Genomic DNA, 24,047 nt, shown 5'->3' with positions numbered 1-24,047 from the left:
TTACGTTCATCCAATGGATAGGTATTCTTTGCCCGGTGACCGCACTTTTTCAACCTCCTGCTGGCATCATTTTAAAGCTTTCTTTAAAAAAAGGCTGATGGAGCAGGCGCCGGGCAGATAATCCGGGGAACTGCCAAAGCATTAACTCCTTGCGGATCAGGAAAGCACCAGGGATGTTTTCAGCAAGCGGGACGCCAGATCTTTTAAAGTATTTTCAATCTTTTCGGCCTCATCCGGACTGGGTTTTTTCGTGCCGGAAGAAAAGGCTTCCAGTTGTGAACTACTGAGCCCGGTAAGTGCGGCCAGTTGCGCTTTGTTAAGTACAGCAAATTCGCTGAAAAAGGCAGGGCATTGGTAGTAATGGTTGAATTCCACCGTATCCGGGTCCAGGCTTTCAAATTCCCACAACAGTTTTTTTATTTGTGTTTCCAGCTCCGGAATAGTGGGTGCAGTTTGGGTCAGGGGATTATCGTTATAGGTGAGGCTGCCTTTATAGGAATTATCTTCTTTGGTAATTACCAGGTCAAGTGTAAGCATTGTCATTGCGGTCTTTTTTGTTGAAGGGGGATTTGTTACTACATTCCCCTTTTGGAGCCTTTAAGGTAGTAAAAAATACGACAAGATCAGAAGCTGGATACGCTTGGCGCGTTTTTATAAATACAATTTGATTGTTGGGGAAATGCCTGATTCAAAATATATGCTTAACCTGAAACATGCATCCCTGCATCCCCCACCTGCTCGAAGATATTAATAGGGCCCACCGAAACCAGGATTCTTTGCAATGAAAACCTTTGCAAAGCATAGAGGAAGAATTTGAAGCAATGGAACGCTGGCTAACAGAGGAACCGACCACCACCTTTGCTGGAAATTGTCAACCAATAGTGATTTTGTGTCTCATAAAATAGCTATAGTATGTTTTGTATCTCATATTTTCATTTTTATGAGACGCTAAAGCATTTGTGTCTCACGGATGAGGTACAAAATAACCCTTCTGATCTGCTAGAAAAAAAGTCTGCTATCAATCAGACTTTTGAAACCAGAGCCGGAGTTCCTGATTCCGCTCCGCTGCATCAGGATAAACTTCTCCTCCAGCCTTACAAAACCAAAAAAGCTCCTTCAATTTTTTGAAGGAGCTTTTATATAATGTACCTTGGGCCGGAGTCGAACCGGCACGAGTGTTACCTCATTGGTGTTTGAGACCAACGCGTCTACCAATTCCGCCACCAAGGCAAATCTGCGTACTTTTCTCGTGATAGATTTTACGAATGCGCCTTTTCAGGCGGATATCCCGTTCCGTTCCGAACGGGATGCAAATATGGGTAAAGATTTTTTCTCAAACAAAATTTTTGATCCCTTAAAGCCCGAATATTTTTTGATTTTCCTGTTCCGCTCTTACCTGTTCCCAGGCCGGTAACCCGCCGATTATGGCTGTTGGTCAATCCTGGCTTTCAAAATTGATAAATACCGGACTGTCGTATTTCAAACCCAGCAGATCCGCGCCATGACCATGGTTGATGCCTATCTCCAACAGGCCCAGGCTGTTGAAAAAAGCCCAGCAGTCTCCCGGTTCTACCTCGTCGTAGTTTTTTTGCAGGCTTTCCAGCGTTTCCCGCCCTATGGCTATCTGGAAATTGCCCGGGTTGAGTTTGTTGAATACCTCCTGCGGAATATTGGTGATCAGGTTGCCGTAATGGTCTACCCGGACCACATAGCCCACAATTTGCTTTTTGCTGGCCTTAAACTGCCGGCTCATCATTTTTTTAATGTTTTGGAGTGGTCCGCCAAAGTCATGTATGGCGGCGCCGCTGGCCACCTTGGCCGCGATAGGTGCCAGAATGTCCTTGGCAGGGAAGCTGCTGTTTTTGATATGAATGTCAGAAAACTTCACGACTATGCCCGGATCCTGATCTGCCAGCATGCTCAATACCCCATTATTTGGACCGATAAATATGTGTTCGTTCAATTTGATGCCGATATAGCCATCGGTGATGCTGCTGGTGGTATTCAGCGCTACCAGGTGAACAGTACCCTTGGGAAATTCGTTATAACTTGCGCGAAGCACAAAAGCAGCATGGGCGATATCATAGAGGGCGATGTCGTGACTGATGTCTACAATTGAAAGTTGGGGATTGATAGATAACATTTTGGCTTTCACTACAGGTACGTAGTAGTCTGCATTTCCAAAATCCGATATGAATGTAACCAATGCCATACAAGCAAGTCAATTAAAAATTCGTACTTTTGTATTATGAATAAGCAAAAATAAGCATTTTATATTTGTTTTTAGAATCAGCTAAACAGAAGAAAATATATTGGTAGAAAAAGTCATTACATTGGAAAACATTTCCCTCCTGGACTTTCTGGGCTCGGAAAATGAAAATATCAGGCAAATATCGGCAGCTTTCCCGCAAAGTAAGATCGTTTCGCGTGGCAATGAAATCAGGATCAAGGGCCAGGCTCCCGAAATCCTGAAAATCAACGATATCCTCAACATGCTTCTCGAGCATTTTAACCGGTTTGGCCAGGTCACGCCTGACAATGTGAAAGAATATATAGCCCTGGAAGGCACCCCTCCCAATCAGGGCGAATCAAAAAATGATGTCATTCTTTTTGGCAACAAAGGTCTGATCGTACGGCCCAAGTCCCCCAACCAGAAGAAAATGGTCGATGCCTCCTATAAAAATGACCTGATCTTCGCCCTGGGTCCGGCAGGAACAGGCAAAACCTACATTGCGGTGGCCCTCGCTGTAAGGGCATTGAAAAACCGGGAAGTGAAAAGAATCATCATCACCAGGCCGGCCGTAGAGGCAGGCGAAAACCTGGGCTTTCTTCCGGGAGATTTACAGGAGAAACTGGACCCCTACCTGAGGCCCATTTACGATGCGCTGGGAGATATGGTGCCCGCTGAGAAGTTGAGGTTTTACCAGGAAAACAGAGTGATAGAAATTGCCCCACTGGCATACATGAGGGGCCGGACCCTGCACGATGCCTTTGTGCTGCTGGACGAAGCACAAAATACTACCAGCGAACAAATCAAAATGTTCCTGACCAGAATGGGTCCGAATTCAAAAGTGATCATCAACGGAGACCAGTCACAGGTGGATCTTCCCTTAAAGCAGAAATCCGGGTTGAAGGAGTCCCTCCGCATACTTAAAGATGTCAAAGGCATAGGGATAGTGCACCTTTCCGGCAAGGATGTGGTCAGGCACCGGCTGGTAAAATCTATCATTGAGGCCTATGAACGGAGTGAACAGGAGGAAAAACCAGTCAAATGAACATCGCTGTAAAAAAAATAACAGATCAGGCCAGTCTTCAAAAGGCATTTGCGATCAGGGAAGCGGTATTTGTGGAGGAACAGCAGGTGGCGCCTGAAGAGGAATACGATGAGTATGAGCAGCAGGCTACCCATTTTCTGGCCCTTATCGGACCGCAGGAAGCAGGTACCGCAAGGTGGAGATTTACAGACAAAGGAATCAAACTCGAGCGATTTGCCGTACTCAAAGCTTTCCGGGGTCGCGGTGTTGGTAATGCCCTTGTCAAAGCCGTACTCGCCGATATCAACAACCACCCGCTTAGTCTGGGGAAAACCGTATATTTGCATGGGCAGGTTCAGGCAATGGGTCTTTACGAAAAGTCAGGCTTTCGAAAATCCGGTGAGCTGTTTGTTGAATGCAATATAGAGCATTACCTGATGCAACTTTTGCCCGAAAACAGTGTTAAATAAGAAACTCATTCAATCATATCTTTTAAACGTTATTTTTAGTATGAAAAAAAATATACACATCCTGGTAATCCTGGCAATGGCAGGAGTTGGTTTTCAGCCGGCATTTTCCCAAAATCTACCGGAGCCCGGCCGGGCAGACAATGAAGTAAAAATCAATATTGTCAATACCATCGTGATCGGTTCCCTGGAATTGGGTTATGAGCGCTTTCTGGATCAAAACCAATCCCTGGGGCTGGAGTTGATGTTTCTGGACCGGTTTTCCTATGTTTCGGACAGTGGAGAAGGAGAGGAGTTTAATGCCACCAGTTTTATGCTATCCTACAACTACTACTTCGTGACCCCTTCCGATCCCTCAGGCTTTTACGTGCTTCCTTTCCTGAAATACCGGAATGGCACCTTTACCGAAACTGGAGCCAATGACCAGTTGATCCAAACCGACCTGAATAGTTTCATGATTGGCTTCGGAGCTGGTTACAAATGGGTACACAACGACAAGTTTGCATTGGGCCCATATGTCAATATCGCCAGAGGCTTCAACAGTGCCGTCAGCGATCGTTTCGACCCGGTGGAGTTTAACGCCGGATTTAGCATAGGATTCAGGTTTTAAGTGCTCGAAAAAAAAGCCGTTGAATTCGAGTACCTTACGTCAATAATTAAAAAATTATTCGTAACTTTTTTCTGCCCGATTGGTCCGGGCCTGGGTATTTAGTCCCGGAATAGGGGATACCCCCGATCTTTAGCCTCATTTTTTTTCAATATGAAGTTCAATGAGTTTCCGTTTGTGAGGTATACGGCATGCTTTATCGCCGGTGTGCTGGCCTACGGGTATTGGGGACCCCTCCAGCCCCGCTTCCTGATGGTCTTTGTATTGGCTTTGTGGTCAATTTTCACGGTATCGACCACCATATACCGGCCTGGATTCAGAAAGCTTTACTATTTTTTTAGCCCTGCATTGGCCTACGGCTGTCTCTTTCTTACTGGCCTGTGGGTAGCCGCCCTGCATGATGTCCACAATGATCCGAAACACATCTATCATCAAAAATGCATCTCAGCCTACCTGGCAGAGGTATTGGAAACAGACCAGCGAAAGGCCCGGAGTTTTGGTAACCTGGTAGCAATCACCGCAGTTGAAACCCCTCAGGGCTGGCAGGTAGCAAAAGGTAAGGTACAGATTTACCACCGCTCCGAAAAACCGCTGATCCCGGGAGCAATCCTGCACATATCCGGAGCACCGCAAAGCATAGCCCCACCCAAAAATCCGGAGGCTTTTGACTATGCAACCTTCATGGCAAGAAAGCAGATATTCTTCAGCCACTTCATCGGAAATGATTTCAAAAATGTCGGAGAGGGGAAACAATCTATTTGGCGCCATGGAATATTGAATTTGCGGCTGCATCTGGAGCATAGGATCGTCATGTACCTCCGGGATGAGGCCTCCATTCAGATTGCCAAAGCCTTACTTCTGGGGCAGAAGGCGGATCTGGACGATGAAATAGGGGATGCCTACGCTACTGCGGGCGCCATGCATATTCTGGCGGTTTCGGGTTTGCATGTGGGAATCATATATGGCTTTTTCTTTCTCTTCATCCGGCCACAGCGCATGAAAGGCTACAAACGGGCCGTTTTTCTGGGTCTGGTGGTGGCGCTGATCTGGGGATATGCGGCCATTACCGGCTTGTCCCCCTCGGTGCTGCGGGCAGCAACGATGTTTACCTTTATCTCAATGGCTCAGATCAAATCACGTAGTCCATCTATCTTCAATCCGCTTGCCCTTTCCGCATTGGTATTGCTGGTTTACGATCCTTTTTTGGTGTATGCGGTAGGTTTTCAGTTGAGTTATGCAGCGTTGCTGGGAATACTTCTCTTCCAGCCCCTCCTCTCCAGGCTTTGGTATCCGCAGCGCAAATGGCTGCGCTATATCTGGGATATCATCACCGTAGGCACAGCAGCACAGCTCGCTACCTTTCCCCTGGCCATACATTATTTCAATGTTTTTCCTACCTACTTTTTGTTATCCAACATACTGGCCATTCCAGGGGCCTTTGTTGTCATGTCTGTTGGAGTTCCTTTTTTGCTTTTTTCCTCTTTCCACTTATTGGCCTCCTTTCTGGGGTTTTTGCTGGATAGCACGCTGCAGGTGTTGAATGCAGGTATTTTTAGCCTGCAGCATTTGCCCTATGCAAAGATCGAACATTTGTATTTCCACTTACAGGAGATGATTTTAATCTGGGTATCACTGTTTTTTCTTTATTTGCTGATAGAAACACGACGCAAGTCCGCTCTTTGGATTGCATTTGTAGCCTTGTTTTTATTCACCGGACTCAGGATTTATAAATCCTTGGATAAAGTCAACCAAAATTACCTGCTGGTCTACCGGCTGGATCAGGGTATGGTGCTCGATTACACCTATCGGGGACAGTTGTATACGGCGGCCTGGCAGGTGGTACCGGAAGATTTCAATTATCAGGTCCTCCCCCACAGAACCAAAGTGACCGGTCCTCCAGGCAAATTTCTCCTGGTAAGAGACAGGGGAGAGCACCTTGTACTGGATTTGCCCTGCGGCAAAACGCTCAGCCTGGACAAGGATACCCGTTTGCCGGCCGACCTGAATGGACTGCAATGCTATCTTTGGGAAGGAGGGAAATGGCACAGGTTCGCTTCACTGAATTTTCCACAGGGTCCGCCGCAGTCAGCAATCAAAATAAGTTTTAACAATAGTCAGGCATCCTTGTGATTGGTGTCGAAGCAGACTAATTTGGGAAAAAATTTAACCCAATTGGGAAAATCTCCAGGTATTCCGGTATGGACCAAATGAAAACAGCAGCGATCGCTACGCTGAAAGAGTATTTCGGCTACCAGGACTTCAGGCCACTGCAGGAAGAAATCGTGCTTTCAGCCCTGCGGAAGCGGGATACCCTGGCATTGATGCCTACCGGGGGTGGCAAATCCATCTGTTTTCAGGTGCCGTCCTTGATAAGCCCGGGGATTTGCCTGGTCATCAGCCCGCTCATCGCATTGATGAAAGACCAGGTGGACCAATTGCGCAATAAGGGGATCAAGGCAATGGCCGTCCATTCGGGCATGAAAAAGCAGGAAATCGACATACTGCTGGACAACTGTGTATATGGAGACTATAAATTTCTCTATGTGTCACCCGAGCGGTTGAAAACCGATATTTTCATTGAGCGGTTTAAGAAAATGAATGTCAACCTGATCGCAGTAGATGAGGCACATTGTATTTCCCAATGGGGCTATGATTTCAGGCCGGCATATCTGGAAATCGCTTCTCTCAGGGAACTGGCGCCAGACGTCCCCGTCATTGCCCTTACCGCCTCGGCCACATTGGACGTGAGGCAGGATATTCTGGACAAGCTGGAATTAAAAAATCCTGCGGTATTTGTACAGTCGTTTGCACGATCCAATCTATCCTATGTGGTCCGGTGGGCAGAGAATAAGCTTGAACAGGCAGTGGCTATTTTGCAGAAGGTCCCGGGTAGTGCTATCATCTATTTGCGAAGCAGGAAAGGAACCAAAGAGACCGCCGGGCAACTCCAAAGGTTGGGCATTGCAGCCACCTATTACCATGCTGGTCTGGACCAGGCCGTCCGTAACCAGCGGCAGGTAGATTGGATTAAGGGAAAAAAACGCGTCATGGTAGCTACCAATGCTTTTGGAATGGGGATAGATAAACCGGATGTACGGGTGGTTTTGCACCTGGATCTCCCCGAAAATCTCGAAAACTACTATCAGGAGGCAGGACGGGCCGGACGAGATGGTATCAAGGCATATGCCGTATTGCTGGTCCGGGAACAGGATTGCCTGGCACTTACTGAAACGGCCGAAATGGCCTATCCGCCGGAGGATACCATCAGGCGTGTGTACCAATGTCTGGCCAATTATTACCGAATAGCCGTAGGCAGCGCCCAGATGAGCAGTTTTGATTTTGATTTTTTGGTTTTTACCAATACCTATTCACTGGATGTTAAATTGGCCTACAATGCCATCAAGGTGCTGCAAGAGGAAGACTTGCTCTTGTTTTCTGAAAGCGTTTTCCTGCCTTCCACGTTGCATTTTCTGGTGTCCCAGACCAGGCTGTATGAAGCTCAGATAGCCTACGCTTCGCTAGATCCACTGATCAAACTGTTGCTCAGACGCTACGGAGGAGAGCTGTTTGTCAATTACATAAGAATTCAGGAAAGCGAGATTGCCCGATTGCTTCAATGCTCTGAAAAGGAAGTAATAAAGATGCTTAGAAAGCTGGAAGAACTTGGACTGGCGGCATACTCGGGGAAAAAGGACCAGCCTCAGGTGACATTTTTGACTCCCAGATTAGATGCGGGTACCCTACCCTTGAATAAAAAAAGAATAGCCCTCAGAAGGGCACGAGCCAGGGAAAAGGCGGTCGAGATGATTGCATATGTGAAAAATGACAAAATTTGCCGTACTTCATTTATCTTAAACTATTTCGGGGAAAAGAATGATTTTACCTGTGATATTTGTGATGTCTGTCTACAAAGGAAGAAGGAAAAGGAGGCAGGCATCGTCAACAAAAGACTGGGCGAAAAAATACTTAAAACTTTAGCGGAGGGAGAAGCGTTTTCTATGCAGGAATTGATAGAGCTGGCTGGAGAGAAATTAAATGAGGATACGGTAGGTTTGATCAGGGAAATGGAAGACGAGGGCTTGATTGCTACTGGAGAAAATGGAAAAATCAGAATCAAATGAAATTTATTGACGATTTGTTGGGCGGATTGTTTCCCGAAAAAAACCGTAAATTGGCGATTAGGGAGAATTTCACCATCTCCCCTGACGAAGAGAGAAATGCGGTCGATTGGATGAATTCACCCGATGGAAAATCAGTTTTGAAAAGTGTTTACGACAACTTCCATTTGAAAAAGGCAGGGGTCAACAAAGCGCCGGAAGTGCACGTATTGCAATCACCTTATGCGAATGGATTTGCTGTGACGTTTCAGGCGCCATTGACAAAGGATGATTTTTCCAGGTTATTTGTTGGTCTGGGGCAGGGGGTACTGGGGCTTGGTTACAGAAAAGTAAGCCTGGATCGCAAAATAGAAGTGGAACATGAGCTTGTAAAAGTCACAGAGCGGTATTATTTCAAGCCTCCCCTGGCAGCAGCAGATTTGGAAAAGAAGATTGATCAATTATTTGGAAACATCAGCCTGGAAAAAATTTCTCTTAACAACAGACCCAATTATCTGAAAGTGCTGGTCACGGTATATGCCGATCGCTTGTACCTGAAAGCAGCACCCTTCGATCGGTTTATGGATCAATTGTTCAATGCAGATTAAGAAATATGGATAGCATACTATTGAAAAAATTTATCGGTAATTACCGCACCCCTTTCGATGAAGAAAAGGCCATGGTGCCGGATTTTTTGACCCTTCTGGATGATCCCCGGGCTTTTAGCAGGGATAGAAAAGAAGGTCATTTCACTGCTTCAGCCTGGATTGTAAACCGAAGGCGGACACATACGCTGCTGACCCTGCATCGTAAATTACAGAAATGGTTACAATTGGGAGGGCATGCTGATGGGAATGAAAATCTGATGGAGGTAGCCATGAACGAAGCCCGGGAGGAAAGTGGATTGACTTCGCTCAGGCTGGTCGATCGTTTTATCTTCGACCTGGACCGGCATGTTATTCCAGCCTATGGTACAGAGCCCCGGCATTTCCATTACGATGTCCGGTTTCTGATCGAAGCAGAAATGGACGAGCCGCTGGTCATCAGTCCGGAGAGTAAAGACCTTGCCTGGGTAGGTTTTGACATGACGGCCGAATTGGTAGGCCATGAAGGTTCCATCCTCAGAATGCTGGAAAAAACCAGCAGGTCGGAAATTCTCCTTTAGGCTCTCGTCCGGCTTTGGGTTTTTGTGCCGGATTTATAGGGATGCTCAAGCAGGTAATCCTTATCTTTGCAAAAAAAATCGAAAATGCAACATCACCTTCTCAGGTTTTCCCTCCTATTGCTCCTTATCAGCTCCTGCCAGCCATCTGCGGAAGAGCTTTTTGATGCCGGGGTGGCGGCTTTGGAAAAACAAGAGTACAATCAGGCCATTGAATACTTTGACCGGGTTATTGAAACAGAAGCAAACTTTCCCTCGGCGTATAACGCGCGTGGCGTAGCTTTTTTTGAATTGGCTCAATGGGATAAAGCCATAGATTCTTTTAGCGAATCCATAGAACTGGATAGCAGCAATTACAAGCCCTATTTTAACAGGGGGAATGCCTTTATGGAAAAGGAGGCATATAAAGAAGCCCTGTATGATTACAACCGGGCAAATGGCCTGGATTTTAATCAGCCGGACATCTATTACAACCGGGGCCTGGCCTTGCTGGGCCTGGAAATGTATGACGATGCACTTGTAGATTTCGACATGGCCCTTCAGGCAAATCCAGAAGATACCCGGGTACTTTTTAACAAGGCAAAGGCCCAATTGGGAAACAATGATCCGCTCAATGCGATAACCAGCCTGAATGAGGTGGTCAGGTTGGATAAGCGAAACGCAGCAGCCTACTACCTGCTTGGGGTGACCGAAATGAGTGCTTTGGGAAACAAGGAAGCAGGTTGTACCCAATTGAAAATGGCGCTTTCGCTGGGATACACTCAGGCGAAAGAGTGGATTGATGATTTCTGTCAGGAATGATGGCAGAGATAGGAAAGGACATAAAAAAAGCAGCCTCCCTACTTAGTTCGGGGAAGCTGGTGGCCATACCTACCGAAACGGTATATGGGCTGGCTGGAAACGCCCTGGACGAGGGCGCAGTCCTGGACATATTCAAAACCAAACAAAGGCCCAGTTTTGATCCCCTGATCATACACCTGAGGGATATTGATCAGGTAAGGGCATATGTTGACGCAATACCTGAGGAGCTGGAACAGCTTGCACAAAAGTTCTGGCCGGGTCCGCTTACCCTGTTGCTGCCAAAAAAGGACATGATCTCCGATTTGGTAACGAGTGGCCTGGATACGGTAGGCGTCAGGGTGCCCAGACATCCGCTGACCCGAAAATTACTACATCGGCTGGATTTTCCACTCGCAGCACCAAGCGCCAATCCGTTTGGCTATATCAGTCCCACTTCAGCCCAGCACGTGCAGGACCAGCTGGGAGGCCAAGTGCCCTATATTCTGGATGGTGGTGCCTGCGATATCGGCCTTGAAAGCACCATAGTAGGTATGGAACAGGGCCAGGTGGTCATTTATCGTCTGGGAGGTACCTCCGTACAGGATATTGAATCTGTTGTAGGGAAGGTGTTGATATTACCTCAGTCCAGCAGCAACCCCAAATCTCCAGGCATGCTGAAAAGCCACTATGCACCCAGAAAGCCGCTGCTACTTGGTCATCTGGACGAATTGATTGAGAGCCATCGGCAGAAGGGAATTGTTTTTGCAGTTTTGTCCTTCCAGCGGTCATTTCCCGAACAGCCTTCGGAATTGCAATATGCACTGAGTCCGGAGGGGGACTATGATGAAGCTGCAAGAAACCTGTTTTCTGCCATGAGGGCTTTGGACAGCAGCAATGCGGAAATCATTCTGGCCGAGGAACTTCCCGAAATTCACTTGGGTAAGGCGATAAATGACCGTCTGCGGCGGGCTTCTGCCAGATAAAATGCTTATTTTTGAAGAACTTTAAAAACCTACAACTTATGAATGAGAGAATAAAAATTGTGGATAACGTTGATTTTAAGGGAAAAAAAGCCCTGATAAGGGTAGATTTTAATGTACCCCTGGATGATAAATTTAATGTTACAGACGACACCCGGATCATTTCGGCCCTGCCTACCATTAAAAAAATATTAAAAGACGGAGGAGCAGTGATCCTGATGTCTCACCTTGGAAGACCCAAATCCGGTCCGGAAGATAAATTTTCTCTGCGCCATGTGATTACGGATCTGAATAAAGGCCTGGATTTATCAGTGCAATTTGCCAAAGATTGTATCGGTCAGGAAGCCAGTCAGTTGGCGGCAGGGTTAAATCCCGGCGATGTATTGCTTTTAGAAAACCTGAGGTTTTACAAAGAAGAAGAAAAAGGAGACAAGGAGTTTGCCTCCAAACTGGCAAGGTTGGGGGATATTTATGTCAACGATGCATTTGGAACTGCGCACAGAGCCCATGCCTCTACGGCAGTCGTGGCAGAGTATTTTAACGATAAAGTTGCAGGCTACCTGATGAATGCAGAATTGAAAAATGCGGAAAAAGTATTGGGAGAGCCGGAAAGGCCATTCACGGCCATCATGGGTGGGGCCAAAATTTCCGATAAGATATTGCTGATCGATAAATTGCTGGATAAGGTAGACAACCTGATCATCGGTGGAGGCATGTCCTACACATTTGCCAAGGCGCAGGGAGGTAATATCGGTGATTCTCTGCTCGAAGAGGACAAGATGGAGTTGGCCCTTGAGCTGGTGGAAAAGGCAAAGAAGAGAAATGTCAATCTTTATCTGCCTGCAGATGCCGTGATCAGCAAAGCTTTTGCCAATGATGCAGAACAGGGCACGGCGCGAAAAGGTGAAATTCCTGACGGCTGGATGGGCCTGGATATCGGGCCAGAGAGCAGAAAGAAGTTCGCAGAAGTAATCCTGTCATCCAAGACAGTGTTGTGGAATGGTCCCATGGGAGTGTTCGAAATGAGTAGTTTTGAAGGGGGTACAAAAGCCATCGCAGAGGCTGTTGTAGAGGCCACCGGGAAGGGAGCTTTTACCCTGATAGGAGGAGGAGATTCAGCCGCTGCGGTGAATAAATTTGGCTTTGGAGAAAGTGTATCGTTTGTGTCTACGGGTGGCGGAGCTTTGCTCGAACTTATGGAAGGCAAGGTGCTTCCGGGGGTGAAAGCGCTGGAGCCATAAATCATTTATTTTCAGAGGCTGTCTGGCATCATTGTTCTGCTCCTCCCGATTCAGGTTGATTGGCCTTTGCAGGCGGGTCAGGCCGTAGCCAGGTAAGTACAGCGGGTGAGGGCAGTCTCTGATATTCTTTTACCCCGGCCAGACAAGATTTGCCATAGATGCTCGTTTCCTATCCAGGTAGACAGGTGCGGACTAAGTTTCCCGGACTTAATGCCGAAACCAGTACATTCATTTAATCGCTGTTTGCTGACATGTCCATATTCATCCGCCAGCTTTCCAAAAGTTTCGGTCATCAGCAGGTTTTGAAGGAGGTAAGCTTTCAAGCCAACCCTGGCCAGGTGCTGGGTTTTCTGGGGCCGAATGGTGCCGGGAAATCCACTACCATGAAGATACTGACCGGGTACCTCAGCGCGGATTCCGGTGAAGTTCTGATCAAGGATATCCCTGTAGACCGGCATCACAAGGCGGTGAGCAAATTGATCGGATACCTTCCGGAACATAACCCCCTGTATCCGGAAATGTACATTTCCGAATTTTTGTCCTTTATAGGTGGATTGTATCAGATGGACAAGCGCACACTTCGGGAGAGAATTGGTTTGGTAATGGAGCAGTGCGGCTTAATGGCAGAGCGGACAAAGAAAATTGGTATGCTATCCAAGGGGTACAGGCAGCGGGTAGGTCTGGCCAAGAGTCTGCTGCACGATCCCGAAATCATCATCCTCGACGAACCTACATCCGGATTGGATCCCAACCAGCTGGTAGAAATCAGGCAGTTGATCCGGGAAGTAAGCAAAGACAAAACACTGATCCTGAGTACGCATATCATGCAGGAGGTCGAAGCCCTGTGCGATAAGGTGGTGATCATCCATAAAGGTAAAATCGTAGCCCAGGATCTACTCAAACACCTCAAATCCGATACTGACGATGTACAATTGATAATGGAGACAGAAGAACCGGTGGAGGCCTCCTGGCTCGAAGGAATGGCATACAGCGATTTTTCATTCCGTGATGCCGGTAAGATTGAGTTTTCCTGCAATAACCCCAAAGTTCTCAGGCAGGAATTATTGGAATTGATCCGGACAAAGCAACTAAATCTGGTTAGCATCCGGCAGGAAGACAAAAATCTGGAGGCAGTTTTCTACAAACTAACGCGCAATTAAGGTATGTTGAGCCTTTTCTTTAAAGAAGTGAACGCATTTTTCAGCAACCTTTCGGCCTACCTGATTACCAGCATCTTTCTGGTAGCCCTGGGCCTGATTGTCTGGGTATTTCCGGGCAGCAGTGTATTGGATTATGGATACGCTGACCTGGATCCTTTGTTTAGCTATACTCCTTTCGTATTCATTTTTCTGCTTCCCGCGATCACCATGCGCATGGTAGCAGAAGAAAAAAAATCGGGGACATGGGAGCTGCTCAAGACCTCCCCACTCAGAAGCTACCAAATCATTCTGGCCAAGTATTTTGCATCTCTGGTCCTCGTATTTTTTGCGCTACTGCCCACGTTGATCTATTACCTCAGTATTGTTCAGTTGGGTGATCCGGTCGGCAACATTGATAGTGCCGGCTTCTTTGGAGCGTATATTGGCTTGCTGCTGGTAGCGGCCCTTTTTGCCGCCATCGGACTATTCAGCTCCTCCCTTACCTCCAATCAGATAGTAGCCTTTGTGATTGCTGTATTCATTTGTTTCCTGCTCTATGGCGGTCTCGGTGCACTGGCTGCCCTCACTACGGGACAGTGGGCAGTGACCCTCGAAGGCCTGGGGATCAGTTTTCACTTTGAACAAATGGGAAGGGGAGTAATCGATTCGGAGAATGTATTTTATTTTTTAAAAATGATCCTGACCTGGCTGATATTCACCTGGATTTTATTCGAGCAAGATGAGTAAAAAGTACGGTCATATTGTATTTGGAGCTTTGGCCATAGCGCTGGTATGGCTCACCGGGTTCGGGATGAGCCAATGGTGGGAATTCAGGGTGGACCTCACCGAAGAGGGGCGATATTCCATTGGTGAGGCCACGCAGGAAGTACTGGCAGGCATGGACGGTCCGCTCGAAGTGGAAATATTGCTGAACGGAGCGCTCCCCCCGGGGATGATGCGGTTTCAAAAAGGCATCGTGGAAACCATCAAAACTTTTCGTGCCTACAGCAATGAAGACATCCATATCGTGTACAAAGATCCCCTGCAAATGGAGGGGGGCGCCAGGGAAGAATATATACTTGATCTGGCAGCTTATGGCATTAATCCTACCAATCTTTACAGTACGCAGGATGGCGCGCAAACATCGAAAATGATTTTCCCAGGTATAGTTCTCCGAAGTGCAAATTATGAACTGGGTGTATTGCTGCTGAAAGGGGAGGCTGGTATGGGCCCGGATGAGATCCTAAACCTGTCTATAGAAAACCTGGAGTTTGAAATCAGCCAGGCAATCAAGAGATTGTATATGAGGGACAAAAGAGCAGTAGGCATCATCATGGGACAAGGTGAGATGGATCCGGATGATGGTTTTGGAATGGTAGAAGCACTTAATGAGGATTATGAAGTATACAAGGTGCCTTTTGAACAAGCCAAATCGGTGGAAGATCTGTTGACATTTGAAGCTTTACTGGTGGGAGGCCCCAGAGAGGCGTATGGTGAAAGGGAAAAATACCTGCTTGATCAATACCTGATGTATGGGGGAAACCTGTTGTTTTTTGTAGATAAACTGGCGGTAGATCTGGAAAAAGCAGGGGGTGATGGTACGGTAGCCATGCCGTTTGATACAGGGTTGGACGATATGTTGTTCCGCTATGGTATACGCATCAACAATGACCTGATTCAGGATCTGAACTTTGGCTACCACCCCGTAGTGGCCGGAGAGTTTGGAGATCAGTCCCAGATTGTTCCCCTGCCATGGCCATTTTATATACAGGCAGGTAAGATGGCCGACCATCCCGTTACCAAGGGGCTCGATCAGGTCCAGTTTCGCTTTGCGAGCACCCTCGATACAGTAAAAGCAGATGGGGTGAGAAAAACTCCACTAATATTCAGTAGCGTTTACAGCAAAAGGCTCAGTGCACCGGTGAGAGTGGCTTTTGAGGACATGTCTGCTGAACCCGATGTAACTTCCTTTACTTCTGGCAGCCTGCCCCTGGTATACCTTCTTGAAGGAAATTTTACTTCCTTCTTCAAAAACCGTTTTGTGCCGGATGAGTTTGATGAAGATCTGTTTCTTCCGGAGGGCAGTTCCGGCAGGATCCTGGTGTCCGGTGATGCCGGTGTCATAAAAAGCTGGATTGATCCCGGCGAGGAGCAGCCCCTGCCACTGGGTATGAACCCCTTTTCAGAAAATATAACCGCCAACAGGGAGTTTTTGCAACATGCGGTCAACTACCTGGTTGATCCGGATGGTATCATGGCGGCCAAAAGAAAGGACTACCAAATCCGACCCCTGAATAAGGTGAAGATCAGGCAGCAAAAAACGCTTTGGCAATTCATTAACGTCGTTTTTCCGGTCGTGACAATACTCTTGTTGGGCTATCTGCAGTATCTTTTCAGAAAAAGGAAATATGAAAAGGGCTGAAGGACAAAATTGAAACGGATCGGGTTAATTTTATACCATCTATTCAATTCCCAATGAGGGCTTTTATGATTTTATTTATAACTTTACCCTGTTAAATCCATTGGATGTTGGAAACGAATCGAATAAAGCCAAAGGGCAAGGTTTTCGGTTCCGGAAATCATCATTTTTGTGGTGCTTTTATCTAACAGTGATTTATATTTGACCTACTAAAAAAGTTTATACATATGAAATTTATTGTTTCTTCTTCATCACTTCTGAAGCACCTGTCATCCATAAACGGAGTAGTGACGACCAATCCGGTTGTGCCGATTTTGGAAAATTTTCTGTTTGAAATCAAAGACAGCAAGCTTACCGTTACCGCTTCAGATTTACAGACTTCTATGATGACTGAAATAGAAGTAGAGGCCAAGGAAGATGGAAATATTGCAGTACCAGCCAGGATTTTGATTGAAACCCTGAAGAACCTACCCGAGCAACCGGTCACTTTTAGTATAGACAAGGAGACGTATAGCGTAGAGATCAGCTCAGACAATGGGCGCTATAAATTGGCGGGAGAAAATGCCACGGATTTTCCCAGGATCCCAGGTGTCACCAATGCGTCTTCGGTAGAAATGTCTACAGAGGTGCTGAGCAATGCCATCGCCAATACCATCTTTGCAACAAGTAACGATGAGCTGAGACCAGCCATGACGGGCGTGTACATCAATCTCAGCGAGACCAACACCACCTTTGTGGCCACAGACGGGCACCGCTTGATCCGTTACCGCAGGGTAGATATCGCCTCTCCGGAAGCTGCCAGTATTATCGTTCCGAGAAAGGCACTCAATCTGCTGAAAAGTACCCTGCCTGCGGAGAATGTACCTGTCACGGTAGAGTTTAACAGCAGTAATGCCTATTTCAAATTCAACCATATCAAAATGATCTGCAGGTTGATTGACGAGCGCTTTCCGGATTATGAAAACGTCATTCCTCTGGACAACAACAATGATATGGTGATCAACAGGCAGGAATTTTTGGGATCTCTGAGAAGGATAGCCATTTATGCCAATAAAACTACCCATCAGGTGCGGTTAAAACTAACCGGCAGTGAACTTCAGGTTTCTGCAGAAGACCTTGATTTTTCCAACGAGGCCAATGAAAGGCTTTCCTGTGAACATGAAGGTGACGATATTGAAATCGGTTTTAATGCCAAATTTCTGGTAGAAATGCTCAATAACATCACGGCCAAAGAGGTGACACTAAAATTCAGCGCTCCCAACCGGGCGGGTTTGATATTGCCTTCGGACATGAATGAAAATGAGGATATACTGATGCTGGTCATGCCCGTCATGTTGAGCAATTACGTGTAGTAAAAAAAACAGGGACAAAAAAATTCATTTTGTCCCTTCCTATATTTTTTGTTCGCTTATCAGTCTCGGTACGGCAAACATCCGGCTGTACAGGTATAGGTGAATGTGGTTGCTCCAGCCGGTATATCTGCCTATCCCAGTCGCAATTTGATTTCCTGTTTCGGTCATTGCCAGTTACACTCTGGGGAGAAATAAACAAGCGGATTTCAGGAATTTTCTTTGTTTGGACCTTCAGGCTTTTTTGTTCAGCCAGTATGTATAGCAAAGACCCAAACAATGGGTCAAACACTATTTTTTCTCTACTTCCACATTTGTAAACCAGATGATCTTTTCTCCGTTTTCCAGTCGGTGGTCCTGCGCAATCTTAATCCCCCCAAATTCGGCTACATTTTCCCAGGTAAAGGCCCTTCCTTCGGGTCCATCACCGCGTCTGAATACCCATTCTTTGATCATGTACTGCTCATCGATATAGATGTCATAAGCATCCCCCGGCGTGTAGCCGTCAGAATCGTTGTACCTGATAATGATTTTGGTAGTTGCCTCTCCGTTTATTGGCGAAGTTTGATATTCTACAACCTCGGCTTCATAGCCATCATCCCATCCCAACTGAAACGGGAATAGCAGCCAATATTTATCATTGATAAATTTTTGATCCACACTTTCCAATGCTGCAGTTTTTTCAGCAATCAGATAGGTAGCTGAGGTGTCCGGCCCGGAATAGGATACTTCACCCTTTTCCATATCCCATGCCCAATCCCTTACCAGCACGGTGGCACTGTCTCTTCGCACATTCCAGGTATAGGAAATGGATTTGACCTCATCGAGTTGATCAAAACCATAGGCTCTGGCTACCTTCATAGGCAGGCTATCCGACGATTCTTTGGTTTCTGGTGTGCAGGAAGCCATCAGTATCAATAAACAGCTTAAGAATGTAAAAGAATTTTTCATGGTTTTCGTTTTAGTGGTAGTTTACCAAGTTAACCAATTATCCCTAGTAAAGTAGCGTAACCGAGGAAATATCTTAATTGGATCCGGTCCATTGGTACTTTTTTCCCGGGATGGCCTTGACAAAACCGAGAAATTCCAGGTTGAGCAACTTGATGGCCAGCTCGGGGGCAGGTATATTGAGGTCTCTGCTAAGCCAATCGATTTCGGCTGCCGTTTTTTCATACAGCCTCTCCAGCACTTTCATTTCTATGGGATCTAAATCAGACGTGTCGGGCATTGTTTTAGCGGATGCCGTCGCTCCTGTTTCTTTGTCCCAGGAAAGGGATTCTACAATTTCCTCAGCGCCCATGTAGATGCCTGCTTTCATGCTTCTGATCAGATTGTTACAGCCTTCGCTATAGGGAGACTGCAGGTTTCCCGGTACGGCAAAAACCTCCCTGTTGTAACTATAGGCAATCTCGGCAGTGATCAGTGCACCGCCTTTTTTGGCTGCTTCTACGACAATGAGGGCATCAGACAAGCCTGCAATTATACGGTTTCGTTGAGGGAAATTGCTCGGATTCATTGGGCTTCCCATCTTGAACTCAGTCAAAAGGCCACCTTTTTCCCTCATCTGTTGAGCTGTTTTTTTGTGTGCCGCGGGATAGATGGTGTTAAGATCCGAACCCAGCACGGCAATGGTTTGCAGTTGGTTGGCGATCGCTGAGCGGTGGGCTTCCACATCTATGCCATATGCCAGACCACTGATAATGGTGGGATTGAATCTGGCCAGTTCCTCAGTGATTTTTTGGGTGATATTTCGCCCGTATGCGGTGGCATTTCTGGTGCCTACGATGCCTACTGTCCTTGCCGGATTGAGGTCCATGTTGCCCAGGGAAAAAAGGAGTGGAGGAGCGTCCGGAATATTTTTCAATCTGGCGGGGTAATTCTCATCCAGGTAGCCATGTATGTCGATGCCCTGTTTGTCCGCCTGCTCAATGATCTCTTCTGCCTCCCTTAGGTAGGCATCTTTTCCTTTTCTATAGGCCAGTAACTTTGGACCAATGCCCGGGATCTTCATGGCCTTGCCATGAGTCAGGTCAAAAAATCCCTCTGCCGTCCCGCAATAATTGAGGATTGTCTTGAAAGTGCCGGGCCCTAAGTTGGGAAAGAGGCTTAGGGCCAGGCTGTACAATAGTTTACTTTCCGTTGCCATCCAGATTGTCCCTGATAGCTGTCAAAAAACCTCTGATTTCGTGCAATCTTTGAATCATGGCAGCGGTATCCTGAATTTTGTGCAGGTCCTTTTTGATGATCTCCTGAGCGCCAGCCAGGGTATAACCCTTTTCTTTCACCAGGTGGTAGATGAGCTGAATCTTCTCCAAATCATCCCGGGTGAATCGTCTGTTACCTTTTTTATCCTTTTTGGGCTTAATGATATCAAATTCACCTTCCCAATACCGGATCAGCGAGGTAGCTACTCTGAATTTTTCCGCCACTTCGCCGATGGAGTAGTATTTCTTTTCTATTTCTTTTTCTCTGTAGGGCAATGGACCGGACTTTTTGTATTCAAAAATATAAAAATTATCTATTATATGGAATGGCTATTTGTTTAATATATTATCTAAATTCTCAAATTTTAAGTCGGGAGTCTCATTTTCCCCAACAGATGTTCAGGCGGAGGCCCTCAGTATTATTTTTTAGCTGAGGGGATTTTACAGATTCCCGGCCGACCATGATCGGTTGTCAGAGGAAATCATTGACATGGGTAAAAGCAAAAAACCTCCCCATTTCTAATGAAGGGAAGGTTTTCTGTATTGTCTTTGCCGGCGCCTGGCTTTAGGAGAGCGACTGGTTCTCTCTGGAGGCAAGTTCCAGTATTTTATCAAATTCGCTGGGCTCCAGATCCTTGAAGAAATAGTTAACAGGATTGACATATTTATCGTCCTTGATCACCTCATAGTGGACATGCGGTGCAGTGGATGATCCGGTATTACCTACCGTTCCGATCTTGTCGCCCCGCTTGATCTTGTCGCCAACTCTTACATTGAAATCATTCATGTGCGCATATCGGGTATTGAAGCCAAACCCATGGTCTATGATAATGGATTTGCCATATCCTCCAAATTCGGTGCGCACCTGCTTAACTACACCGTCTCCGGTCGCGTAAATTGGAGTGCCTTTTGGCGCAGAGAAGTCTACACCTGTATGCATTTTTCTCACTTTTAAGATGGGGTGAAGCCGGATACCGTATCCGGAGGCCAATCTGTTTAGTTCTTCATTATGTATGGGCTGGATGGCAGGGATAGACGCCCAGTATTCTTCCTTGTTCATGGCCGTCTCAGAAAGTTCGTTATACGACTCCCATTGGATATATAGCTGCCTTTTGAGGGTCTCCACTTTACTGGAAACTGAAATGATCATCTTTTCCTGGTTGAGGCCTTTTTCCTTGATCTCTCTAAAGCGGTCTGTCCCGCCAAAGCCCGCTTTCCTTACAGAATTGGGTATGGGCTCCGACTCAAAAATAACCCTGTACAGGTTGTCGTCTCTTTCCTGAAGGTCGGCCATCATGGTATTCAGTTGGCCCACCTCCTGCTCCAGCAGCTCGTAGTACAATTTCAATTCCCTGTTTTCTTTCTTCAGCATCAATTCTTTGGGGCTGTCGAAATAATAATGGAATACCAGCAGAATGCCTACCGCAAGTATGGAAGAGAGGGATAAAAAACCCAACACGTTTAGGGTTACGTCCCATTTACTCCTTACGTACCTTTCGTATTTGCAGGTTTTGGGATCGTAGTAATATTTTATTCTACTCATTTATCAAATAGTACGTTAAAACTTTTAATTTTGTATTCCGAAAAACCCGGGTGATCAATTTACTTGCTCAAAAACTTTCAATTGGGTGTTTGGGTACAAAGATAATCCAAAAATACCAAAAATTCCAACCAGTCAAGTTTAAGCTAAATAAACATGAATTCCAAACAAATAAGAAGCCAATTTATTGAATTTTTTCAATCTAAAAAGCATCAATTTGTTCCCTCGTCACCGATCGTTGTTAAGAATGACCCCACCCTGATGTTTACCAATGCCGGGATGAATCAATTCAAGGATTTTTTTCTGGGCAATGATATCCCGGCTCATCTTCGGGTTACTAACAGTCAAAAGTGCCTTAGGGTTTCAGGAAAACACAATGATTTGGAGGAAGTAGGCGTGGATACCTATCACCATACCATGTTTGAGATGTTGGGAAACTGGTCCTTTGGCGATTATTTCAAAAAAGAGGCCATCCACTGGGCCTGGGAATTGTTGACAGATGTATATCACTTGCCGGTTGAGCGCATGTACGTCACCATTTTTGGTGGAGATTCCGAGGATGGATTAGCAGAGGATAAAGAGGCCTTTTCCATCTGGGAAAGCCTGGTAACGAAGGAGAAAATATTGTATGGATCCAAGAAAGATAACTTCTGGGAAATGGGAGAGACGGGTCCCTGTGGTCCATGCTCAGAAATCCATATCGATATGCGGGAACAGGAGGAAATAGACAAGTTGCCGGGTAGGGAGCTGGTCAATGCAGACCATCCCCAGGTGATTGAGATCTGGAATTTGGTATTTATACAATTCAACAGATTTTCTGATAAGCGCCTGCAGGAGTTGCCTGCCAGGCATGTAGATACCGGGATGGGACTGGAGCGGCTGGTCAGGGTGATCCAGAATAAAAAGTCGAATTACGACACGGATTTGTTTGCCCCTTTCATCAGTAAAATTGAAACGCTCTCAGGTATTTCCTACGGATATTCCGAAAAGACCGATATCGCTTTCCGGGTGGTCGTGGACCATATCCGGGCCATATCTTTTTCCATTGCAGATGGCCAACTTCCGTCCAATAATAAGGCAGGCTATGTGATCCGGAGAATTCTGAGGAGAGCACTGAGGTATGGGTACACCTTTCTTGACCTCAAATCGCCATTTCTGTATCAGTTGGTGCCCCTGCTCTCCGCCCATTTCGGAGAGTTTTTTCCGGAAGTGAAGGCGCAGGAAGATTTTATCGGGAAAGTAATACAGGAAGAAGAAATGGCATTCCTGAGGACCCTGGATAAGGGCCTGAAAAATCTGGAGGGTATTCAGGATGCGCTGAAAGCGAGGAATGAGGCGGTGATTCCGGGCCAGATCGCTTTCGAACTGTACGATACCTATGGTTTTCCCCTGGACTTGACTTCACTTATTGCCAGAGAAAATGGTCTTTCTGTCGATGAAAAGGGATTTATGGAGTCCATGGAGGAACAGAAAGAGCGCTCCAGATCGGCTGCAAGTTCAGAGACAGGTGATTGGGTACAGGTATCTGAGGAGGATACGTCAAAATTTGTCGGATACGACTTACTGAGCACCCAGGCAAAAATCATTAAATTTAGAAGAATAAAGGATAAAAAGAAGAGTAGTTTTCAATTGGTGCTGACCGAGACACCCTTTTATGCAGAGAGTGGCGGGCAGGTAGGGGATACAGGTACGCTGTCCAATGGAAACGAGACCATACGCGTCCTCGATACCAAAAAGGAAAATGATCTCATTGTGCATCAGGTAGATAGGTTGCCTGAATTTACAAAAGGCGAGTTTTTCTGTGAGGTAGATGCGGAGAAGAGAAAAAGGACAAGAAACAACCATTCGGCGACTCACCTGCTGCAGTCGGCGTTAAAGCAGGTTTTGGGGGAGCACGTGCAGCAGAAAGGCTCCCTGGTGAATGAAAAACTGTTAAGGTTTGATTTCTCCCATTTTGCCAGGTTGAGCGTGGAGGAGTTGGATCAGGTGGAATGCCTGGTAAACGAAAAAATCCGGGAAAACATCCCCTTGGATGAGCGGCGAAATGTGCCCATTTCTGAGGCAAAGGCGATGGGGGCCACAGCCCTTTTTGGGGAGAAATATGGCGATCAGGTACGGGTCATTGCTTTCGACCCCACATTTTCGATAGAGTTGTGTGGGGGAACACATGTGGGTGCAACCGGCGAGATCGGATACTTTAAGATCGTCTCGGAAACGTCCATCTCCTCGGGTGTGCGGAGAATAGAAGCTGTGACCGGTAAAATGGCCGAAGGGTACGTTAACCGAAAGCTTCAGTTATTGCAGGATGCACAGGAAATACTGAAGTTTCCGAAAGATTTGTTGGGTTCCATCCAGCAGTTGATCGATGAGCGGAGCAGCCTGAGGAAAGAAATTGAAGGGCTGCAGCTTAAGGAGACAGAGCAGATTAAGGAAAGTCTGAAAAATCAGGCAAAATCCTTGAACGGTTACGAATTAATCCTGGGTTTGATTAAATTGCCCCACTCAGACGCTTTAAAAAAGCTTTCTTTTGAATTGAAAAATGAAATGGGGGCTTTGGTAGCAGTGTTGGCGGCCGACATAGGTGGTAAGCCACAGATTGCAGTGGTGATCAGCGATGGGCTGGTACGGGAAAAAGGACTCGATGCGGGACAGATGGTCAAAACCCTGGCCCGCGAGATTAAAGGTGGTGGGGGAGGTCAACCCTTTTTCGCGACGGCCGGTGGAAAAGACTCCTCGGGATTACCTGAGGTATTGACAAAAGCAGAAGCCCTGCTCCAGCTAGCTGAGAAATAATTTTACCCGTTCCAG

21 protein-coding genes and 1 tRNA gene are annotated in these 24,047 nt (G+C 46.5%); 15 read left to right on the top strand and 7 right to left on the bottom strand.

Translation table 11 applies throughout. The features are described from left to right. Positions 1–156: 156 nt before the first annotated feature. The 3 genes from BUB19_RS10285 to BUB19_RS10270 all read right to left on the bottom strand — a co-directional run bounded on the left by BUB19_RS10285 (position 157) and on the right by BUB19_RS10270 (position 2,212). Entirely contained in the window at positions 157–543 is a 387-nt protein-coding gene (locus BUB19_RS10285; RefSeq protein ID WP_143155998.1) for a helix-turn-helix domain-containing protein, read from the bottom strand. A gap of 603 nt (positions 544–1,146) precedes the next feature. Continuing rightward, positions 1,147–1,230, bottom strand: a tRNA-Leu gene (locus BUB19_RS10275). Positions 1,231–1,435: 205 nt separating this feature from the next. After that, on the bottom strand, positions 1,436–2,212 hold the full coding sequence (locus tag BUB19_RS10270) for an SAM hydrolase/SAM-dependent halogenase family protein (protein WP_073094445.1): 777 nt from the start codon (positions 2,210–2,212) through the stop codon (positions 1,436–1,438). A 100-nt stretch (positions 2,213–2,312) separates the two neighbouring features. Between BUB19_RS10270 and BUB19_RS10265 the strand changes: the two genes are divergently transcribed. From BUB19_RS10265 to dnaN, 14 genes are all read left to right on the top strand, one after another. Then, complete coding sequence (locus tag BUB19_RS10265; RefSeq protein WP_073094444.1) at positions 2,313–3,275, top strand: PhoH family protein; 963 nt, start codon at positions 2,313–2,315, stop codon at positions 3,273–3,275. Beyond that, positions 3,272–3,724 (top strand): GNAT family N-acetyltransferase, encoded by a 453-nt coding sequence (locus BUB19_RS10260; RefSeq protein WP_073094443.1) that lies wholly within the window; start codon positions 3,272–3,274, stop codon positions 3,722–3,724. Before BUB19_RS10265 ends, BUB19_RS10260 begins: the two co-directional genes overlap by 4 nt. Before the next feature lie 40 nt (positions 3,725–3,764). Further along, a complete protein-coding gene (locus BUB19_RS10255; RefSeq protein ID WP_178371475.1) occupies positions 3,765–4,331 on the top strand; it encodes a DUF3575 domain-containing protein in 567 nt (188 codons plus the stop codon). 150 nt (positions 4,332–4,481) lie between these two features. Then, positions 4,482–6,458 carry a ComEC/Rec2 family competence protein gene (locus tag BUB19_RS10250; RefSeq protein ID WP_073094442.1) on the top strand — a complete coding sequence of 659 codons (1,977 nt, stop codon included), beginning with the start codon at positions 4,482–4,484 and terminating at the stop codon, positions 6,456–6,458. A gap of 77 nt (positions 6,459–6,535) precedes the next feature. Continuing rightward, positions 6,536–8,449 (top strand): RecQ family ATP-dependent DNA helicase, encoded by a 1,914-nt coding sequence (locus tag BUB19_RS10245; protein WP_073094649.1) that lies wholly within the window; start codon positions 6,536–6,538, stop codon positions 8,447–8,449. Then, a complete protein-coding gene (locus tag BUB19_RS10240) occupies positions 8,446–9,033 on the top strand; it encodes a hypothetical protein (RefSeq protein ID WP_073094441.1) in 588 nt (195 codons plus the stop codon). Before BUB19_RS10245 ends, BUB19_RS10240 begins: the two co-directional genes overlap by 4 nt. A 5-nt stretch (positions 9,034–9,038) precedes the next feature. After that, positions 9,039–9,590, top strand: a complete 552-nt coding sequence (locus BUB19_RS10235) for an NUDIX hydrolase (RefSeq protein WP_073094440.1) — start codon at positions 9,039–9,041, stop codon at positions 9,588–9,590. Between the two features lie 84 nt (positions 9,591–9,674). Then, a complete protein-coding gene (locus tag BUB19_RS10230; protein WP_073094648.1) occupies positions 9,675–10,388 on the top strand; it encodes a tetratricopeptide repeat protein in 714 nt (237 codons plus the stop codon). Further along, complete coding sequence (locus BUB19_RS10225) at positions 10,388–11,350, top strand: L-threonylcarbamoyladenylate synthase (protein ID WP_073094647.1); 963 nt, start codon at positions 10,388–10,390, stop codon at positions 11,348–11,350. The genes BUB19_RS10230 and BUB19_RS10225 overlap by 1 nt, the downstream gene beginning before the upstream one ends. 38 nt (positions 11,351–11,388) lie before the next feature. Further along, a complete protein-coding gene (locus BUB19_RS10220; RefSeq protein ID WP_073094439.1) occupies positions 11,389–12,588 on the top strand; it encodes a phosphoglycerate kinase in 1,200 nt (399 codons plus the stop codon). A gap of 251 nt (positions 12,589–12,839) precedes the next feature. Beyond that, complete coding sequence (gldA, locus tag BUB19_RS10215; RefSeq protein WP_073094438.1) at positions 12,840–13,748, top strand: gliding motility-associated ABC transporter ATP-binding subunit GldA; 909 nt, start codon at positions 12,840–12,842, stop codon at positions 13,746–13,748. Between the two features lie 3 nt (positions 13,749–13,751). Then, the gene (gldF, locus tag BUB19_RS10210; protein ID WP_073094437.1) at positions 13,752–14,474 is read left to right on the top strand and encodes a gliding motility-associated ABC transporter permease subunit GldF; all 723 of its coding nucleotides are present in this window, start codon (positions 13,752–13,754) and stop codon (positions 14,472–14,474) included. Further along, positions 14,467–16,149, top strand: a complete 1,683-nt coding sequence (gene gldG, locus BUB19_RS10205) for a gliding motility-associated ABC transporter substrate-binding protein GldG (protein WP_073094436.1) — start codon at positions 14,467–14,469, stop codon at positions 16,147–16,149. The genes gldF and gldG overlap by 8 nt, the downstream gene beginning before the upstream one ends. Positions 16,150–16,373: 224 nt before the next feature. Continuing rightward, a complete protein-coding gene (dnaN, locus tag BUB19_RS10200) occupies positions 16,374–17,498 on the top strand; it encodes a DNA polymerase III subunit beta (RefSeq protein WP_073094435.1) in 1,125 nt (374 codons plus the stop codon). 288 nt (positions 17,499–17,786) lie between these two features. Here dnaN and BUB19_RS10195 read toward each other — a convergent pair whose 3' ends face one another. The 4 genes from BUB19_RS10195 to BUB19_RS10180 form a co-directional block, all read right to left on the bottom strand. After that, positions 17,787–18,446, bottom strand: a complete 660-nt coding sequence (locus BUB19_RS10195) for a hypothetical protein (protein ID WP_073094434.1) — start codon at positions 18,444–18,446, stop codon at positions 17,787–17,789. A 73-nt stretch (positions 18,447–18,519) separates the two neighbouring features. Beyond that, on the bottom strand, positions 18,520–19,641 hold the full coding sequence (gene dprA / locus BUB19_RS10190) for a DNA-processing protein DprA (RefSeq protein ID WP_073094433.1): 1,122 nt from the start codon (positions 19,639–19,641) through the stop codon (positions 18,520–18,522). Then, a complete protein-coding gene (locus BUB19_RS10185; protein WP_073094432.1) occupies positions 19,625–19,975 on the bottom strand; it encodes a MerR family transcriptional regulator in 351 nt (116 codons plus the stop codon). The genes dprA and BUB19_RS10185 overlap by 17 nt, the downstream gene beginning before the upstream one ends. 289 nt (positions 19,976–20,264) lie before the next feature. After that, positions 20,265–21,242 (bottom strand): M23 family metallopeptidase, encoded by a 978-nt coding sequence (locus tag BUB19_RS10180; protein WP_073094431.1) that lies wholly within the window; start codon positions 21,240–21,242, stop codon positions 20,265–20,267. A 153-nt stretch (positions 21,243–21,395) separates the two neighbouring features. Here BUB19_RS10180 and alaS point away from each other — a divergent pair, with 153 nt between their 5' ends. Further along, the gene (gene alaS / locus BUB19_RS10175; protein WP_073094430.1) at positions 21,396–24,032 is read left to right on the top strand and encodes an alanine--tRNA ligase; all 2,637 of its coding nucleotides are present in this window, start codon (positions 21,396–21,398) and stop codon (positions 24,030–24,032) included. Positions 24,033–24,047 lie beyond the last annotated feature (15 nt).

The sequence above is a fragment of the Cyclobacterium lianum genome (genome assembly GCF_900143075.1).
Classification (GTDB): Bacteria; Bacteroidota; Bacteroidia; order Cytophagales; family Cyclobacteriaceae; genus Cyclobacterium; species Cyclobacterium lianum.
The sequence above is the reverse complement of the archived record's forward strand: the minus strand, read 5'-3'. Positions and strand labels throughout refer to the sequence as shown.